The organism is Chitinophaga lutea, assembly GCF_003813775.1.
In the GTDB taxonomy this organism is placed as follows: domain Bacteria; phylum Bacteroidota; class Bacteroidia; order Chitinophagales; family Chitinophagaceae; genus Chitinophaga; species Chitinophaga lutea.
This window is the reverse complement of record NZ_RPDH01000003.1, coordinates 775986-793522: the sequence shown is the minus strand read 5'-3', so window position 1 is coordinate 793522 and position 17537 is coordinate 775986. Positions and strand designations below refer to the sequence as shown.

Sequence of the window (17537 nt, the reverse complement as noted above, 5' to 3'; positions counted from 1 at the left end):
TGGTTGTTGATGGGCTGAAAATAGAATTATTTTTCGGATAATCGGCGGGGCATGGTGCTTCACCCCCACCTCAAAAATGATTATTATTGCAATACGATGAAAAAGCCCTTCCTCCTGTTTTTGATGATATGGCCGGCTATCCTCCCTGCGCAGGAAAAAAAGCGCGCGCGGGACTATGGGGTGGTGATCGGTGTGATGCGGCCCGGACCGCTGAACAGCATCACCGATGTGGCCGGTGTTAAAGTGGGCCATACCACGCTCATCAAAGGAGATTCTGTCCGCACCGGTGTCACCGCCATTCTTCCACACGGCGGGAATATTTTCCAGGAAAAAGTGCCGGCCGCGGTTTATGTGGGCAACGGCTTCGGGAAACTGGCAGGCAGCACGCAGGTGAATGAACTGGGGAATATCGAAACGCCCATCGTGCTGACCAATACCCTCGGCGTACCCACCGCCATGAACGCGCTGATCGGTTATACCATGCAGCAAAGCGGGAATGAAAACGCGCAATCCGTGAACGCCGTGGTAGGCGAAACCAACGACGGTTACCTGAACGATATACGCGGCCGGCATGTAAAAGAAGAGGATGTGATCGCAGCGGTCGGCAACGCCCGCGGAGGCCCCGTGGAGGAAGGTGTTGCAGGCGCCGGCACCGGCACCATCTGCTTCGGGTTCAAAGGCGGCATCGGCACCGCCTCCCGCAAACTGCCCGCCAGCCTCGGCGGCTATACCGTAGGCGTGCTCGTGCAGAGTAATTTCGGAGGGGCGTTACAGGTAGACGGTGTGCCGGTAGGGGAACAATTAAAAAAATTCGACTTCAGCGACCGGCTGCTGCAGGATGTGGACGGCTCCTGCATGATCGTGGTAGCGACAGACGCGCCGCTCGATCACCGCAATCTTCTACGGCTGGCTAAAAGGGCCATGCTCGGGTTAGGGAAAACGGGCGGCATCGCCTCCAACGGCAGCGGCGATTACGTTATCGCATTTTCCGTTGCGGAGGGCTTGCGCATTCCTCACTCCGGCCAGTCGTCGACCGTCAGCCAGACCCTGCTGCAGAACGATGCGGTATCGCCCCTGTTCATGGCCGTGATTGAAGCGACCGAAGAAGCGATCATCAATTCGCTGTTCACCGCCCGGCATACTACAGGACGGAACGGCCGCCAGATGGAAGCGCTCCCGCTCAACAAAGTAATTCCCATTCTCCAACAGCACAACAGCATCCGGCCATGAGCACTTATGCCATCATCAACGGCGCCTTCGTGGCGGAAGAAGCAGCAAAGATCCTGGTCAGCGACCTCGCCGTGCAACGCGGTTACGGCATATTCGATTATTTCCGGATCACCGCTAACCGCCCCGGCTTCCTGGACGATCACCTCGACCGGTTTTACCATTCCGCGGCCTTCATGCACCTGCCGGTGGCGGAAGACCGGGCGCAGCTCAAACAACTGATTACAGGGCTGATCGAAAAGAACAACCTGCCCGATGCAGGCATCCGCCTTACTTTAACGGGCGGTTATTCGGACAACGGCTACACGCCCGCCCAGCCCAACCTGCTCATTACCCAGTCGCCGTTTATTTTCGATGCCGGCGCCTTTCACAAAGGGTTGCGCCTCATCACCCACGATTACCAGCGGCAACTACCGGAAGTAAAAACCATCGATTACCTGCAGGCCATCTACCTGCAGCCGCAGCTGAAAGCCCGCGGCGCGGACGATGTGCTGTACCACCAGCAGGGCGCGCTACGCGAGTGCCCCCGGGCCAACTTCTTCATCGTCACGAAACAGGGTGAAATACTCACACCCGCCAGCAACATCCTGAAAGGCATCACCCGCAAAAAAATACTGGCCTATACCGATCTGCCCGTGCGGGAAGCGGACCTTCAGCTGCAGGACCTCGACGACGCCGCCGAAGCCTTTATCAGCAGCACCACCAAAGAAGCGATGCCTGTGCTGCAAATAGACGGGAAACCGGTGGGCGACGGCAGGCCAGGCAAGATCACCACGGAGATTTTCACACGGCTGCTGACGGCCAGGAGGCACCAATAACGTCAGGCGGTTTTCTTCCGGTATAGTTCCTGCAGTTTCTTCAGCACTTCCGACGCGCTTTGGGAAATAGCCTCCACTCCTCCCGTTGCGGGCCGGTACAGGATGTTCCGGTCGCAGGGCCCGATGCTCAGTTTCCCGTTCTGCAGCTTGCCGAAAATGATCCACTCCTCCCCTTTGCCGATATACATATCGCAGCTGGAGCCTTTGGCCATCTCCAGTATCTGCGTGCGCTGCCGGCCTTTGAAAAGGCGCACGACCTTGAAGCGCAGCACGCCTGGCTGCCCGTTTCCGTTGAGCGTTTTATGGTCGCCGTCGTCGATGATCCTGACGCGGGCGATGAACTGGTAGTCTTTCAGTTGGGCGAGGCTGTCGAGCCGCGGCATCTCCCTGCATTTACAGGCCATTACGGGCTGCAGGCTTAACAGGGCGGCGGTGAGCAGGAGGAGATATTTCATGATGACGTATTTGTTTCAACAGGATGCCCGTAAGGTACGAATTCCATAAGGATGGTTATCTTTAACCGCATGAAAACGATCGACGGACTGGTGGATTGATCTCTTGCCGATTTTTGTTATCTTTAGTATAACTAAAACCACATCTTATGGCCAAATTTGTTATCACCCCAAGCTCCAACGGAGAGCACCGTTTCAAACTCAAGGCCGGCAACGGCGAAACCATTCTCGTCAGCGAAAGTTATACATCCAAATCCGCCTGTAAAAACGGGATTGAGTCCGTACGGACAAATTCCCAGGTGGACGAGCGTTACGAGAAACTGACCGCTAAAGACGGCCGGTATTATTTTAATCTGAAAGCAGCCAATGCACAGGTGATCGGCACCAGCGAAATGTACGACAGTTCGTCCGGCAGGGAAAACGGGATTGCATCCGTCAAAGCGAATGCACCCGGCGCTACGGTAGAAGAATAAAACGACGCGCAACATTTCGCCGTTCTCCCAGGGGAACGGCGTTTTTTTATCCCATACGGTTCCTGCCTTTCTGTTTCGAAGCAAACACCCTCCTGCATTACCGTTGAAACGGATAGCCGCCGGGCGGGTTTCTCCTGCTCATTCTCGTTGCGCTGATGAAATTTTATCCCCTCTTTCCGGTAACGTACACAATTCAGGTATAATTTCTCAAACTCCCTGCCTGCACACATAAAAGTGACAGGAAAAAGATCCTGCGGATTAATATTTTGATTATTTTCGGGTACGTTACCGGGCAACCCGGAAAATTCCCGGGATGTGAATGCGCGATGGTCTGTATGTCCCGCAATGCAGGGAGATACTCCTGTTCCCGTTCTCAGGTTACGGCAAATATGGTTCCGGTTGATTTTTTGCTATTTTCGGTACCAGATCATTCCTAACCGCAAATGCTATGAAGTCACCCAGAAAGGATCAAAAAGGACTGCAACTGCCGGGCATCAAAGAAATCGCCAGGCGGGCGAATGTATCGATTGCCACGGTAGACCGTGTGATCCATGACCGGCCGGGGCTGGCGCCGGGCACGAAAGAAAAAGTGCAGCAGATCATCCGTGAGCTGAACTACCAGCCCAACATCCACGCAAGGCGGCTTTCCCTGGCCAAACAGTTCAGGATCGCCACCCTGGTGCCCGCCAGCTCCAAAGAAACCAGTTTCTGGGAAGGGCCGCTGAAAGGCATCGATATGGCGGCCGCCGAAATCGGCCAGCTGGGCGTGGTGGTGGAAAAGTTCTTTTACGACCAGGATTCCATCCGCTCCTTCCGGCAGCAGGCGCAACTGGTGCTGAAAGCAAAACCGGACGGGCTGCTGTTCGCGCCTTCGTTCATGGAAGAGTCGATCGCGTTTGTGCAGAAGTGCCGGCAGCAGCATATCCCGTATGTGCTGATGGATTCCGACCTGCCGGATACGGACAGCCTGGCTTACATCGGCCCCAACCTGCAGGCCAGCGGCGGACTGGCGGCGCACCTGGTGAGTTACCTCATCGGTAAAGACGACAGTATTCTTATCGTGAATATTTCAAAGGAGCTCGACGACCAGCACCATCTGCTGAAAAAGGAAGAGGGGTTCAGGGACTATTTCCGGACCCACCGCTGGGATAACCAGATACTGAAGATCAACATCCATCAAACCGACCCGAAATCGATCGAAAAGGAGCTGGCGGCCGTATTCCGGCAGCAGCCCAACATCCGGGTGGTGTTTGTGACCAACTCCAGGGTATCGAATGTAGCGCCTTTCATCGGGCAGCTCGACCGGAAAGTGATACTCATGGGATACGATTTTGTGACCGAGAATATCGAGTATATCGAAAAAGGCGTGATCGATTTCCTGATCTGCCAGAAACCGCTGGAACAGGCGTATAAAGGGGTCATGACGCTTTACCGGCACCTGGCCGCAGGCGCGCCGGCAGAGAAGGTCACCTTTATGCCGATCGATATCATAACAAGGAAAAACTACAGCTTCTATAATTTTTGAGATGAACGGGGTATGCCCGTATTGTGTTGCAGGGAAACCGTTACGGCTTTCATGAGATGAATGGGTTGCGCCCGTATTGCATTGTGCAGACATTACAGCTTTCTATTTGAATTGAGCGGGAGACCTGTCTGTGCGGGAGAAATGACGGCGCTGCATGCGCATGAAAGCTCCTCTCCTGCCTGTACAGCCAACAACGATTTACAATTTTCAGGACGTGGGATATGAAAGTGCTTTTGGTCCAATTACGGTAACGTTACCGGATTACGAAAAGAAGATGCTGTTCCCGACATCACGGCATCTGTGCTTTATTGAATGACCAGCAGACCATGGCACCTTATTTACTTTGAAGGATCAGGCTTTAATCCAGGATGAAGGGCATCGTTTGCAGTAACTCCGGTAACGTTACCGGGAAATGAATGTACCCTTCACGCGCTAATATTTCTGAAAACCAAAATTTAATGCTCTATGGCCGTCAACGTTTCGTTGCGAACGGGTTGTTTTGGCTTCGCCACCCGCTCTCTTCTGCTCATCAAAAATCACCTGCTGCGGCAAAAGCTGCTCACAGCACTGTGCTGCCTGTTTTTCGCCGCCGGCACGGCTTCGGCGCAACCGGCCCCTGCCGCTAAAGACATCCCGGTAAAAGGCCTCGTGACCGGCGAAGGCGGCATACCATTGCCCGGCGTCACCATCGTGCTGAAATCAGGCAACCGCTCCGCGCTTACCAACGAAGCGGGCCGCTTCAGCATCAACGTTCCGCCCGACGGCATCCTGCTGTTTTCCTATACCGGCTACCAGCGAAAGGAAGTGTCCGTCAACAGCCAGGCGGAGCTCAACGTGCACCTCGAAACGGCCGTGCGAGCGCTGGAAACGGTGGTGGTAACGGCCCTTGGCCTCGAGCGCAAGAAAAGAACGCTTACCTACAGCACACAGGGCGTCAGCACGCAGGAACTGACCGAAGCGCGCGAGCTGAACATGATGAACGCACTGCAGGGAAAGGTGGCCGGGCTCAATATCAACTCCGGCTCCAGCGGCGTGGGCTCCCAGGCGAGGGTCACCCTGCGCGGCAACCGCTCCATCAGCGGCAACAGCCAGCCCCTGTATGTGATCGACGGCGTGGTGGTAAGGGCCAGTCCCGCCGACATCAACATGGACAACATCGCCTCCCTCAACGTACTGAAAGGCGCCAATGCCGCCGCGCTTTACGGCAGCGCGGGGCAGAACGGCGTGATCGTCATCGAAACCAAACGGGGGAAATCCGGTGTCAATGTGAGCGTCAATTCCACCTACATGGCCGAGCGCGCCATTCATTCCATCCCCTACCAGTATGCGTACGGCCAGGGCGTTTCCGGCAACTACCTCAAAACCTCCGAATCGTCGTGGGGTGGCAAGCTCGACGGGCGCGAAGTGGACACCTGGAGCCTCGACCCGGCCGATGCGGATAAAAAATACGCCTACAGCCCTCATCCGGACGCGCGGGAGAACATGTTCCGCACCGGCCGCAACTGGGCCACCAACGTGGCCGTGAGCGCAGGCAACGAAAAGGCGCGCACGCTGTTTTCCTACACCTATACCAACGGCGAAGGCATTCTGCCGGAAAACGCACTCACCCGCCATAACGCCGCGCTCCGCATCACCAACCAGCTTACGTCCAAACTGACCATGGACGTGAAACTCGATTACATGAAACAAAAGATCAGCAACCGCCTCGACGAAGGGGAATCCAGCTTCAACCCGCTGCGCCAAATGGCCACCATGCCCGCCAGCATCAGCGACGCGGCCGTGCGGAAATTCGAGTTCAAGGACCCGGTGCTCGGCGTTATGCGGCAGAACTACTGGAGCCCCGGCACCATCACGGGCGCCAACCCATACTGGACGCTCTACCGCAACCTGCGCTACAACAAAGCCGACCGGCTCATGGGGCTCGCCTCGCTCAGCTACCAGTTCTCCCCCGCCTTCCGCGCCACCGCCCGCGGGTCGTTCGACGGGGAAGCCACCGCCCTCGAAGAAAAATCCTACTACGGCACCTACCGCGACCCATCCGGCCGTTACGCCGTAGGGAAAGGCTCTTCCCTGCTCGTGAGCGGCGACGTGCTGCTGAGCTATACCAAAAAACTGCATGCGGACTGGGCCCTGACTGCCAATGCCGGGGCGGAGATCCGCCACACGAAAGACGACGCCCTCACCGCCAACACCGGCACGGGCATGAGCATTCCCAACTTCTTCGCGCTCTCCAACGTGGCCCTCGCGCCCGCAGCGGTGTATACGCCCGGCGTGGCCATGGAAACGCAATCGGTATACGCCAATGCGCAAATCGGCTGGAAAGACGCGCTGTTCCTGGAGCTGACGGGTCGCAACGACTGGAGCTCCACACTCGCCGCCAACAGCCGCTCGTATTTTTATCCCTCGGCCGGTATCAGCGCCCTTATCTCCGAACTGGCGCAACTGCCCGCCGCCATCACTTACCTGAAGGTGCGCGGCTCCTGGGCGCAGGTAGGCAACGGCGCCTCGCCCGGCCTGCTGCAACGGTATGCCGCCAGCGTGGCGGGCGGGAACACGGGTTACCTGTCGCTCAACACCACCCTGCCCAACAAAAACCTGAAACCGGAAATCACGCGTTCGCTGGAAGCGGGTCTGGAACTGCGTTTGCTGCACGACCGCATCGGCCTGGACGTGACCGCCTACCGCACCAACACCAGCAACCAGATATTTTTACAGGCGCTCCCCGTGGGCAGCGGCGCCCTGAATTTTTATACCAACGGCGGCGATGTGGAGAACCGCGGCATCGAAGTCATCCTCAACACCACGCCCGTTAAAACCGCCGACTTCACCTGGGACCTGAACCTCAACTTCGCCCGGAACACGAACACCGTGCGGGAACTGTCCGCCGACATTCCCACGCTCATCGTGGGCGGCGACACCTACATGCGGAATTTTGTGCTGGAAGAAGGGCAGCCCTTCGGGCAGATTTACGGAAAGGGTTTCGCGCGCGACAGCAAAGGCCGCATCACCGTCAGCGCCAACGGCCTGCCCATCACCACGCCCGGCAAAACGGTGCTGCTGGGCAATGTGAACCCGGACTGGACGGGTGGCGTAAGCGCCAGTTTCACGCTCAAAAACTGGTCCGCCGGCTTCGTGATCAGCCATAAACAGGGCGGCGACATCGCCTCCTTTACCGACGCCATCCTCTATGGTGAAGGCCTCGTGAAAGAAACGCTGCAGGGCCGCGAAGGCGGGCTCGTTTTCGGCAAAAACATCCTTTCGCAGTACCCCGCGTACAAGGCGGACGGTTCCGAAAACAACATCCCCGTTACCGCCCAGCAGCTGTGGCAATTCCTCGGCGGCCGCACCGCGCCGGTGGGTGAAATGTTCGTGCGTTCCGCCACCAATACACGCCTGCGCGAGTTTACGCTCGGTTACCAGCTTCCCGAAAAACTCTTCGCCAAAGGCCCGCTCGCAGCGGTGCAGGTGTCGCTCGTAGGCAGGAACCTGTTTTTCCTGCACCGCGCCGCCCCCGGCCTCGACCCGGACTACACCGAAGGCACCGGCACGATCTCGGAAGGTTTCCAGTCGTTCGCATTGCCCCCTTCCCGCGCATTCGGCGCCAACATCAAAATCAACTTTAAATAGAAGACGATGAAAAAGCATATCCAATCTCTCCTCATATGGCTGCTGCTCTGCCTGGCGGTTACGGGCTGCACCAAACGGTTCGACAAACTGAACACGCCGGAAAACCTTTTGCCGGAAGACGACATCTCTCCCGCCCTGATCGGACAGGCGTTTGCGTTTTCGCAGTACCACGGGCTTTGCGCCGTATATGTGGAAGTGGGGCAAACGTTGCATGCCGACATGTACGCCCAGTATTTCACGAGCGTGCCGGCCAGCTTCAGCACCGACCAGTTCGTGCCGAACGGCTCGTGGGTGGATCTGTTCTGGAAGGACTTTTATACAAAGGCCGCTCCGCAGCTGTTCCTCACCGAAAAAGTCACCGCGGAAAATAACCTCCCCGTAGCCAATGCCATCGCGAAAATATGGCGCGTGGTGCTGTACGGCAGGATGACCGATTATTTCGGGCCGGTGATCTATTCACATTTCGGGGAACAGAGCAACAGCGTGGCTTTCGACAGGCAGGAAGATATCTACGCGGATTTCTTCAAAACGCTCGACGAAGCGGCCGCCGTGCTGAAACAGCACCCCACAGCCAATGGCTTCGGCACGCACGACCAGGTATATGCCGGCAGCGCCGCCAGGTGGCTGAAGCTCGCCAATTCGATGCGGTTGCGCCTGGCGCTGCGCATCGCTTACGCCAACCCGTCTACCGCCAGAACGCAGGCGGAAAAAGCCGTCGCGGACGGCGTGATCACCACCAACGACGATAACGCCCACGTATTGTCCACCACCAACAGCGTGAATATATTATCGCGCATCACCTACCTGATCGACTTCCGCGCCAGCGCCACCATGATCAGCGCGCTCACCGGGTATAACGACCGGCGCATGCAGGAATACTTTTCCCCTTCCGTGACCGGCGGTAAATTCACCGGCCTGCGCAACGGGCTACCCGCCTCCGAAAGAGGCAGCCAGCTGGCCAATGTAACGTCGTTCGTTGGCGCCAAATGGCTCTCCCCCGACCGTAAAGGCACCCTCACCCCCAACCGTGTGCTGAGCGCCGCGGAAGTGGCCTTTCTGCGCGCGGAAGGTGCGCTCCGGGGCTGGAACATGGGCGGTACTGCGAAGGACCTGTACAACCAGGGCATCGCCCTCTCGCTGTCTGAACGTGTAGCCGCTACCGGTACGGAGATCACCGACTACCAGAACCGCACTACCACGCCCGCAGCGCTGGCGGACAAATGGAACAGCCCGGCCATGAGCGACATTCCCGTCAAATACGACGATGCAGGCAGTTTTGAGCGCCGCCTCGAACAGATCATCACCCAGAAATGGATCGCCCTTTACCCCGACGGCTGGGAAGCCTGGGCCGAAAGGAGAAGGACCGGTTACCCCAGAGGATATGCCATCATCGCTACCGAAAGCCCCAACATTCCGCGGACCGGGCTGGTGCGGAGAGTGACCTATCCGCCCGTGGAAATATCCACCAACCGGGCGGCGTATGATGCCGCAGTAGGCATGCTGGGCGGGCCGGACGAAAACTTCACGAGGCTCTGGTGGGATAAAAAACCGCTGGCGGAATATCCCGTTCCGACGAACTGATACGAAGCAGCCGGTGATCGATGATACCGGCTGCTTTATTATATTTGCATTCCTGTGGAATTCAACATACACGTTGCAGATCCATCACAGGTATGATCTGCAGGAAAAGATTGACCCAATGGAATTTCTCATCTGGTTATTGTTAGTACTGCTGGCGCTGGTTTTCGGCATTCAGTTGTAATAAAATGTCCGCCACGCAATGCGGCGGACATTCCTATTTAAAAGCGGCTATCGTTTAAAACAATGTCAAGGGCGTGCCGTTGGTATCTTCTTCCAGCTCCCGGTAAGCCACTTTGGTTTTAGGCGCCGGCGAGGCTTTAAAATCCTTCCCGATCGTATAGGCATCCATCATCTCGCTCCGCTGCTGGTGAACGGCGAGCTCGCGGATGCGTTCTTCGCTCATGTTCGTATGCATCAGCCATTCCTCGGCCAGTGCCGGCGGAAGGATAACGGGCATGCGTTTTTTGCTGTTGTGGATTTTCGATAACAGCTCGTTGGCGTCCGTGGTGACGATGGAAAAGGTATCGGTCATCTCTCCCGTTTCCTGATCCGTCCACGTTCTGCTGATACCGGCCAGGTAGAACACCGGCTGCTCCCGCATGTAGATGAAATGCGGGATGGAAATATGTGTTTTCAGGCGCTGCCCTTTTTTTCCCATCGGGTAATGATGCATCCATTCGTAGAAACCGTTGGCAGGCACCAGTACCCGTTTTTCGAGTGCCGCGCCGCGGAATATCTTCCGGGGCAGCAATAGTTCCTCTCCCCTGGCGTTCAGCAACGGGTTGGGCATTACGAACTGTCCCGACACGTCCTTATAGCCTTTCCGCATTTGTGCGGCGGCGGTGGCGTTGCTGATATAGCCGGGTAAAAAGCCCCAGTGCTGGGCGGTCACTTCGTAATCGTCTTTGCCTTCGGTTTTGGCGAGTACATTCACCTGCGGGAAATTGAGCCCGTCGATCACCGGCTCCAGCAATTCGGGATGATCTTCGAGGGAGAAAGTTCTGCCGGCCATGGGGTCGCGGCCCAGTTCGGGAAAGTCGGCACTGAAACTATAGCACATCGGCTTGTTTTTAATGCCGGCAAAATAGTGAAATTCCCGGGAAATGAGGCAGCAGTGGCAAGGAGGAAAACGTTATGGCATACACTTTGCGCCTTTGTTGGCATGTCGTTCCAACGCCGTCATATACAGATACTCTCGGCGCCGTCTATACTGGGATTGCGCCATTCGGGAGTAGAACTGCTGGCCCAAAGCCTGCTGCAGGCGGGGCTGGCGGAACAGCTGAACGACCAGTTGCCCGTCATACATGTCCCCACACTCAACGACCGGTACAACCCCAAAAGAGATCCGGTCACCCAATGCCTGAATCCCGGCACGCTCCGCGAGTTCTCCTTGCAGTTGGGAGCGGCTGTTGATGAAACGGTACAAAGAAACCGGTTTGTGCTTGTTTTAGGCGGCGATTGCAGTATCCTGCTGGGCATCCTGAGCGCCCTGCAGCCATACGGTCCTAACGGCCTCATTTTCATCGACGCGCATGCCGATTTCTACAGCCCGGAAACTTCCGTAACAGGCGAGACGGCTGATATGGACCTCGCGCTGGTCACCGGCCACGGCCCCTCCATTCTGACAGATATCAACGGCAGGGAACCGTATATACAGGAAAAAAACGTCATCCACATCGGCCAGCGCGACGAAGAAGAAACCATACTTTACGGTTCCCCGGACATCCGCGAAACAGCCATCCGCCGCTTCCCGCTCCAAACCATCCGCGAGCAGGGCATGACGGCCGTGACCACGCAGGTGCTCGGGCAGATAGATGCATCGCCCCTCAAAAACTACTGGATACATTTCGATATGGATGTACTGTCCGATGAATTGAACCCCGCTGTAGACTACCGGTTGCCGGGAGGGCTGCGGTTTGATGAGGTGGAGCATCTCCTCCGGCAATTGCTGCTCACCGGAAAAATCACCGGCATGAGCATCACCGTTTTCAATCCCCAGCTCGACGAGCACGGGCTCATTGCCGCGGCCATAACGGAAAGCCTCGGCCGTGCTTTCCCCTGAGCCGTTATTTGTACAGGTGCTGATCTTTCAGGTAGTCGATCCCGTTTTCTTTCAGGTAATCAATGCCCCATTCGCTCAGGAATGCCGTGAGCGGCGCAAGGGAACGGCCGCGTTCCGTGAGGGTGTATTCCACGCGGTAGGGTTTGGCCGACAGAACGTTTTTCATCAGCAGCCCATCCCCTTCCAGTTCCTTCAGCTGCTGCGCCAGCATCTTCTCCGACACGCCCGGCAGGTTTTCGCGCAGGTGACTGTAACTGCTTTTTTCAAACTGATGCAGGTGACCCAGTATCAGTATTTTCCATTTGCCGTTTACAAACGACAGGGACACATCGATGGGACAGGTATATGTTTTATCGCGGAGCGTGATCATGATCGGGCCTACTTTTCGGTAAGTTATTTTTTGCCGCCGCTAATTTCGATAACATTGCGGCAGTCAAATATACGAAAATGAAAACGCTCGCTTTTATGCTGATGATGCTCATCACCCACACCGCATTCGCTCAAAAAAACAATACCATGCCAGACAGCAGGACGCACTCCGTAGAGATCATCCGGTACAAAGTACCCGCAGACAAACACAAAGAATTCGAAGAAGCCTATGCCGCCGGCGGCAAACATTTACAGGAATCGCCGTATTGCCTGTTCTATGAAGTAGTGAAGGGCGTGGAGGAACCCGACCGCTACATCGTGCGCATTCACTGGACGTCCAAAGACGATCATGAGAAAGGATTCCGGCAGAGCGCTCCGTTTCGCAGTTTCTTTAATTACGTGCGGCCGTTTTTTGGTAACATCGAGGAGATGAAGCATTATGAGGAAACGGGGATTGGGTGGAGGAAGGGGAAATAGACGGCGTATTTACGGCAATGCCAAACCGGAGGGCTGCATCCCCTTTGAATGAAACCACGCGCGCACACAGCAACGATCGTTTGCAGTGTGCGTGCCGCTTCCGTGATTTTTTACGTTAACGATTATCAGGAGTTTTTGAGCAGGAGCAGGTCATTCAACAGATAACGCTCCATCAATCCGGCCGGTCTGCTACCCATCAACATAACAAAACTGCTATTGCTGATTGATACCGGAGCCCGAGTGCCGGGTGCCGGCACTGATATGGCAGGCGACTACATCATCACAACCCAATAAGGAGCTTGTACTCATATATATTGTTCAGCTAACTTCTTCAATTCAGTATTCCCCTGCCAGCCCTCGCTTTCAAGCATGGCAATAAGCAAATATTTTTTTGCCTCTGCCAAATTCGTAGCGACACCTATCACTACCGCATTTTTCCAGGGTCTTTTGTTTTCCGGCAACAAATATTCAAACCGATATTCACCAAAACTCGAGGCCAACACCTTTACATACCAGTCAGATTTCCAATCATCTTTTGGCAATATGACCAAGTCGTAATGCGAAGTCAGTCCCCAAAGCGCTGTTTCAACAAATAACTGGTCGATCATATCGATCAGGATTAACATTTGCTGACCACCTACTCCTGAATTGTCCTCTGATGAAACCTCAGTATAGAATTCTTTTAAGGATTTGCTTGTTTGGGCGGAACATCTACAGATCGGCATAGTGGAGATTATAATAGCAATTTACCTTTTTCATAACAAAAAAGGCCACCAGAAAACTGATGACCTTTAAAGCTTGTCGGGACGACTAGATTCGAACTAGCGACCCCTTGCACCCCATGCAAGTGCGCTACCGGGCTGCGCTACGTCCCGAAACCGGTACCGGCAGTTTTCACTGCCGCCGCTGCAACAAAGACGCTTCGTTTACAACGGGATGCAAATGTAAACATTAATTTCATTTTATGAAAAATTTGTGCACTTTTTTTAACAATCCCTCCAAAATTCCCTCCCGAAACGGGCATACGTATGAAAGCATAAATGCTTACATTTGCCCCTGATTGGGATAAAATTATACAATGCAGATTTTAATCAAAAGCGCAAAAATCATCGCTCCTCTCTCCCCTTTGCACGGGCAAACTCAGGATATCTTCATTCAGAACGGCGTCATCACCAATATTGCAGACAATATTGCTGCTGCGGACGGCGCCAAAGTGATCACCGGCAATAACCTGCACGTTTCCTCCGGGTGGATGGACGTTTTTGCACAATTCTGCGATCCGGGCCAGGAATACAAGGAAGATCTCAGCTCCGGCGCCAACGCCGCAGCCAAAGGCGGCTTCACCACCGTCATGATCGTCCCCAACACCCAGCCTGCCCTCCACACCAAAACCCAGATCGAATACGTGCTGAGCAAAACCCGCTACGGAGCCGTTACCGTGCTCCCCATCGGCGCCATCAGCAAAAACCTGGAAGGCACCTCCCTGGCGGAAATGTACGAAATGCGCCAAACGGGCGCCATCGCCTTCTCCGACGGCCTCAAACCGGTACAGGCCTCAGGCATCATGCTCAAAGCCCTCCAGTACGTGAAAGCCTTCAACGGCACCGTTATACAGCTGCCGGACGATACCAGCATTTCCGGCCACGGCCTCATGCACGAAGGCATCTTCTCCACCCAGCTGGGCATGCCGGGCAAACCGGCCATCGCGGAGGAGATCATGATCCGCCGCGACCTGGAACTGGCGAAATACACCGGCTCCAATATCCACTTCACCGCCGTCAGCACCCGCAAAAGCGTGGAGCTCATCGCCGCGGCCAAAGCGGACGGCATCAAGGTAACCTGCTCGGTGACACCCTACCACCTGCTGTTTACGGAAGCGGATATGGTCACCTACAACAGTTTCCTGAAGGTGAACCCGCCCCTCCGCTCGGCAGACGACGTGCAGGCGCTGAAAGACGCCATCAAATCCGGTATCGTGGACTGCATCGCCACGCACCACCAGCCGCAGGACTGGGACGCCAAACAGGTGGAGTTCGAATACGCCAAAAACGGCATGACCGGCCTCGAAAGCTGCTTCGGCGCACTGCGCAAAGCGCTGCCGGACGTTCCGCTGGACAGGCTCATCACCATGCTCACCACTTCCCCCCGCGCCATCTTCGGCCTGCCGGAAACGGCCATCGCCAAAGACGCCATCGCGGACCTCACCTGCTTCGAACCCGACGAAAAATATACGTTCACCGATCAGCATATCGGTTCCAAAAGCCGCAATACACCCTTTCTGGGAATGGAACTCACAGGTAAAGCAAAAGCAATCGTTCACAACAAACTACTATTCGAAAATCACTAAAACGATCTTCCTATGAAGAACAAGAACCATTTACCTTTCGCCCTTGTCGGCTCCCTGATCATCATCGTCCTGGCGTTTATCCAGTATTTTGCGGGAATCTCTTCCCAGAACGGCCTGTTCAAATGGCTACCCACACTCGTTTTGGCGGGTACCATCATCTGGGGCTGCATCAACTACAGCAAAATCAACGACGCCGATGTGACCTTCGGCGAAGTGTTCGGCAACGGGTTCCGTATCACGGCCATCATGACGCTGATCGCCATCGGCTTCATGCTGCTGTTCGTTACGCTGTTCCCGGATTATAAAGAAAGACTGATCGAAGAATCCATGCAGGCGGCTGCCTCCAGTGGTCGCGGCGGCTCGGAGGAGGATACGGAAAAAGCGATGGAAATGGTCCGCAAGAACTTCATGCTTTTCATGATAGCCGGCGGCCTGTTCATGTACCTGCTGATCGGCGTGGTTTCTTCCCTCGTTGGTGCAGCCGTAGCAAAAAAGAAAAAACAATAAATGCAGAATCTCGATATATCCGTAGTTGTTCCTTTAAAAAACGAAGAAGAGTCGCTGCCGGAGCTGGCCGCCTGGATTGCGCGCGTGATGGAAGAAAATAACTTCTCTTACGAAGTGTGGATGGTGGACGACGGCAGCACCGACGAATCGTGGAAGGTCATCCGGCGCCTCGCCGCTGAAAACCGCTGCATCAAAGGCATCAAATTCCAGCGCAACTACGGCAAATCCGCCGCCCTCAACGAAGGCTTCCGCAAAGCGCAGGGCCGCGTGATCATTACCATGGACGCGGATTTGCAGGATAGTCCCGACGAAATCCCCGGCCTTTACAGTATGATCGTCAACGACGGTTACGACCTCGTGAGCGGCTGGAAAAAAGTGCGGTACGACAATACCCTCACCAAAAACATTCCCTCCAAGCTCTTCAACTGGGCGACGGTGAAAATGAGCGGCATCAAGCTGCACGACTTCAACTGCGGCCTCAAATCGTACCGCAAGAAGGTGGTGAAAACCATCGAGGTCTACGGCGAAATGCACCGCTACATCCCCGTCATCGCCAAATGGAGCGGTTTCCGCAAGATCGGTGAAAAAGTGGTGGAGCACCGCAAACGCAAATACGGTACCACCAAGTTCGGGCTCGAACGTTTTCTGAACGGATTCCTCGACCTGGCCTCCATCACCTTTGTAGGCCGCTTCGGCAAACGCCCCATGCACTTCTTCGGGGCGCTGGGCACCCTGTTTTTTATATTCGGTTTCCTGATCGCGGGGTACCTCACCTTCGCGAAATTCTTTTTCATGCAATATAAAATGACGGAACGCCCGATCTTTTACCTCGCCCTGTTGTTGCTCATCATCGGCTCGCAGCTGTTCCTCACCGGCTTCCTCGCGGAAATGGTAGGCCGCAACGCGCCGGAACGGAACGCATACCTGGTGGAAGAAACGCTGGAAAATACATGATCCGCAACCAGAAAATAATTATCCTCGGTCCGGCCCACCCCTTGCGGGGCGGGCTGGCCGCTTTTAACGAGCGCCTGGCGGAACAGCTCACCGCACAGGGGAACGACGTGGAAATACACACCTTTTCGTTCCAGTATCCCGCGTTCATGTTCCCGGGCAAAACGCAGTACGCCACTGGCCCGGCCCCGGCAAATCTCCGCATCAAACGGAGCGTGCATTCCATGAACCCGCTCAACTGGTTCCGCACCGGCCGCGCCATCGCGAAGCAGCGCCCGGATATCGTGATCGTGGCGTTCTGGCTGCCGCTCATGGCCCCCAGCCTGGGCACCATCGCGAAAATGATCCGCAAAAACGGGCATTCCCGCATCATCGGGCTGGTACACAACCTCATCCCCCATGAAAAACGGCCGGGCGACGTGCCTTTTACCCGGTATTTCGTGCGGCAGTGCGATGCCTTCATCACCCTCAGCCGCGAAGTGGAAAACGACCTGAAACAGTTCACCAAAGCGCCGGTAGCCTTCGCCCCGCACCCGGTGTACGACAGCTTCGGCGACCCCGTGCCGCAGGAAACCGCCAGGAAACACCTGGGCCTCCACCCACAGCACCGCTACCTGCTGTTTTTCGGCTTCATCCGCGCCTACAAGGGGCTCGACCTGCTGCTGGAAGCCTTCGCAGACCCGCGGCTGCAGGCCATGGACAACCTGCACCTGCTGGTGGCGGGCGAGTTTTATGAAGACAAAAAGAAATACGAGCCCCTCCTCACACCCCGCGTACAGCTGATCGAAGATTTTATCCCGAATGAGGAGGTGAAATATTATTTCTCGGCGGCGGACCTGGTGGTGCAACCCTACAGAACGGCCACCCAAAGCGGCATCTCACAGATGGCCTATCATTTTGAGAAACCCATGCTGGTCACCAACGTGGGCGGCCTGCCGGAAATTGTGCCGGACGGCAAAGCGGGCTATGTTACGGAACCTTCGCCCAAAGCCATTGCGGACGGCATTCTGCGTTTCCTGGACCAACCCTCCGGCGTTTTCAGTAACTTTATACGGGAGCAGAAACAACTGTACTCCTGGGATCACTTTACGGACACGCTCGGTTCTCTGACACAATAATCG

16 protein-coding genes and 1 tRNA gene are annotated in these 17537 nt (G+C 55.7%); 12 read left to right on the top strand and 5 right to left on the bottom strand.

What is annotated here, in order from left to right; genetic code table 11:
• The first annotated feature begins 51 nt into the window (after positions 1–51).
• Complete coding sequence (locus EGT74_RS26305; RefSeq protein ID WP_246008309.1) at positions 52–1230, top strand: DmpA family aminopeptidase; 1179 nt, start codon at positions 52–54, stop codon at positions 1228–1230.
• Entirely contained in the window at positions 1227–2045 is an 819-nt protein-coding gene (locus tag EGT74_RS26300) for an aminotransferase class IV (RefSeq protein WP_123849586.1), read from the top strand. The genes EGT74_RS26305 and EGT74_RS26300 overlap by 4 nt, the downstream gene beginning before the upstream one ends.
• 2 nt (positions 2046–2047) lie before the next feature.
• Here EGT74_RS26300 and EGT74_RS26295 read toward each other — a convergent pair whose 3' ends face one another.
• Positions 2048–2500, bottom strand: coding sequence for a hypothetical protein (locus tag EGT74_RS26295; RefSeq protein WP_123849585.1), 453 nt, complete (start codon positions 2498–2500; stop codon positions 2048–2050).
• Positions 2501–2646: 146 nt separating this feature from the next.
• Here EGT74_RS26295 and EGT74_RS26290 point away from each other — a divergent pair, with 146 nt between their 5' ends.
• From EGT74_RS26290 to EGT74_RS26275, 4 genes are all read left to right on the top strand, one after another.
• On the top strand, positions 2647–2970 hold the full coding sequence (locus tag EGT74_RS26290) for a YegP family protein (protein ID WP_123849584.1): 324 nt from the start codon (positions 2647–2649) through the stop codon (positions 2968–2970).
• Positions 2971–3418: 448 nt separating this feature from the next.
• Entirely contained in the window at positions 3419–4495 is a 1077-nt protein-coding gene (locus EGT74_RS26285; protein ID WP_123849583.1) for a LacI family DNA-binding transcriptional regulator, read from the top strand.
• A gap of 465 nt (positions 4496–4960) precedes the next feature.
• Positions 4961–8122, top strand: coding sequence for a SusC/RagA family TonB-linked outer membrane protein (locus tag EGT74_RS26280; RefSeq protein ID WP_123849582.1), 3162 nt, complete (start codon positions 4961–4963; stop codon positions 8120–8122).
• A 6-nt stretch (positions 8123–8128) separates the two neighbouring features.
• The gene (locus EGT74_RS26275; RefSeq protein WP_123849581.1) at positions 8129–9703 is read left to right on the top strand and encodes a SusD/RagB family nutrient-binding outer membrane lipoprotein; all 1575 of its coding nucleotides are present in this window, start codon (positions 8129–8131) and stop codon (positions 9701–9703) included.
• 235 nt (positions 9704–9938) lie between these two features.
• Here EGT74_RS26275 and EGT74_RS26270 read toward each other — a convergent pair whose 3' ends face one another.
• Positions 9939–10763, bottom strand: coding sequence for an SOS response-associated peptidase (locus EGT74_RS26270; protein WP_123849580.1), 825 nt, complete (start codon positions 10761–10763; stop codon positions 9939–9941).
• A 102-nt stretch (positions 10764–10865) separates the two neighbouring features.
• Here EGT74_RS26270 and EGT74_RS26265 point away from each other — a divergent pair, with 102 nt between their 5' ends.
• A complete protein-coding gene (locus EGT74_RS26265; RefSeq protein ID WP_158618307.1) occupies positions 10866–11765 on the top strand; it encodes an arginase family protein in 900 nt (299 codons plus the stop codon).
• A 4-nt stretch (positions 11766–11769) separates the two neighbouring features.
• Here the strand turns inward: EGT74_RS26265 and EGT74_RS26260 are convergent, their stop codons facing one another.
• Entirely contained in the window at positions 11770–12135 is a 366-nt protein-coding gene (locus EGT74_RS26260) for a winged helix-turn-helix transcriptional regulator (RefSeq protein ID WP_123849578.1), read from the bottom strand.
• 77 nt (positions 12136–12212) lie between these two features.
• Between EGT74_RS26260 and EGT74_RS26255 the strand changes: the two genes are divergently transcribed.
• Positions 12213–12611: an antibiotic biosynthesis monooxygenase family protein gene (locus tag EGT74_RS26255; RefSeq protein ID WP_220392974.1), complete on the top strand. Its 399-nt coding sequence runs from the start codon at positions 12213–12215 to the stop codon at positions 12609–12611.
• 305 nt (positions 12612–12916) lie between these two features.
• On the opposite strand, the gene EGT74_RS26250 is transcribed toward EGT74_RS26255, so the two are convergent.
• Together EGT74_RS26250 and EGT74_RS26245 are read right to left on the bottom strand one after the other, a co-directional pair.
• A complete protein-coding gene (locus EGT74_RS26250) occupies positions 12917–13219 on the bottom strand; it encodes a hypothetical protein (RefSeq protein WP_123849577.1) in 303 nt (100 codons plus the stop codon).
• A gap of 193 nt (positions 13220–13412) precedes the next feature.
• Positions 13413–13486, bottom strand: a tRNA-Pro gene (locus EGT74_RS26245).
• 203 nt (positions 13487–13689) lie between these two features.
• Here EGT74_RS26245 and EGT74_RS26240 point away from each other — a divergent pair.
• From EGT74_RS26240 to EGT74_RS26225, 4 genes are read left to right on the top strand one after another with little or no spacing between them, the layout of a single operon-like run.
• Complete coding sequence (locus EGT74_RS26240; RefSeq protein ID WP_123849576.1) at positions 13690–14958, top strand: dihydroorotase; 1269 nt, start codon at positions 13690–13692, stop codon at positions 14956–14958.
• A 12-nt stretch (positions 14959–14970) separates the two neighbouring features.
• Positions 14971–15465 carry a DUF4199 domain-containing protein gene (locus EGT74_RS26235; protein WP_123849575.1) on the top strand — a complete coding sequence of 165 codons (495 nt, stop codon included), beginning with the start codon at positions 14971–14973 and terminating at the stop codon, positions 15463–15465.
• A complete protein-coding gene (locus EGT74_RS26230) occupies positions 15466–16419 on the top strand; it encodes a glycosyltransferase family 2 protein (protein ID WP_123849574.1) in 954 nt (317 codons plus the stop codon).
• Entirely contained in the window at positions 16416–17534 is a 1119-nt protein-coding gene (locus tag EGT74_RS26225; protein ID WP_123849573.1) for a glycosyltransferase, read from the top strand. Before EGT74_RS26230 ends, EGT74_RS26225 begins: the two co-directional genes overlap by 4 nt.
• The last annotated feature ends 3 nt before the right edge of the window (positions 17535–17537 follow it).

Coding starts and splice junctions, on each gene's coding strand:
- EGT74_RS26305 (WP_246008309.1), top strand. CDS start 52: ATGGTGCTTCACCCCCACCTCAAAAATGATTATTATTGCAATACGATG.
- EGT74_RS26300 (WP_123849586.1), top strand. CDS start 1,227: ATGAGCACTTATGCCATCATCAACGGCGCCTTCGTGGCGGAAGAAGCA.
- EGT74_RS26295 (WP_123849585.1), bottom strand. CDS start 2,500: ATGAAATATCTCCTCCTGCTCACCGCCGCCCTGTTAAGCCTGCAGCCC.
- EGT74_RS26290 (WP_123849584.1), top strand. CDS start 2,647: ATGGCCAAATTTGTTATCACCCCAAGCTCCAACGGAGAGCACCGTTTC.
- EGT74_RS26285 (WP_123849583.1), top strand. CDS start 3,419: ATGAAGTCACCCAGAAAGGATCAAAAAGGACTGCAACTGCCGGGCATC.
- EGT74_RS26280 (WP_123849582.1), top strand. CDS start 4,961: ATGGCCGTCAACGTTTCGTTGCGAACGGGTTGTTTTGGCTTCGCCACC.
- EGT74_RS26275 (WP_123849581.1), top strand. CDS start 8,129: ATGAAAAAGCATATCCAATCTCTCCTCATATGGCTGCTGCTCTGCCTG.
- EGT74_RS26270 (WP_123849580.1), bottom strand. CDS start 10,763: ATGTGCTATAGTTTCAGTGCCGACTTTCCCGAACTGGGCCGCGACCCC.
- EGT74_RS26265 (WP_158618307.1), top strand. CDS start 10,866: ATGTCGTTCCAACGCCGTCATATACAGATACTCTCGGCGCCGTCTATA.
- EGT74_RS26260 (WP_123849578.1), bottom strand. CDS start 12,135: ATGATCACGCTCCGCGATAAAACATATACCTGTCCCATCGATGTGTCC.
- EGT74_RS26255 (WP_220392974.1), top strand. CDS start 12,213: ATGAAAACGCTCGCTTTTATGCTGATGATGCTCATCACCCACACCGCA.
- EGT74_RS26250 (WP_123849577.1), bottom strand. CDS start 13,219: ATGATCGACCAGTTATTTGTTGAAACAGCGCTTTGGGGACTGACTTCG.
- EGT74_RS26240 (WP_123849576.1), top strand. CDS start 13,690: ATGCAGATTTTAATCAAAAGCGCAAAAATCATCGCTCCTCTCTCCCCT.
- EGT74_RS26235 (WP_123849575.1), top strand. CDS start 14,971: ATGAAGAACAAGAACCATTTACCTTTCGCCCTTGTCGGCTCCCTGATC.
- EGT74_RS26230 (WP_123849574.1), top strand. CDS start 15,466: ATGCAGAATCTCGATATATCCGTAGTTGTTCCTTTAAAAAACGAAGAA.
- EGT74_RS26225 (WP_123849573.1), top strand. CDS start 16,416: ATGATCCGCAACCAGAAAATAATTATCCTCGGTCCGGCCCACCCCTTG.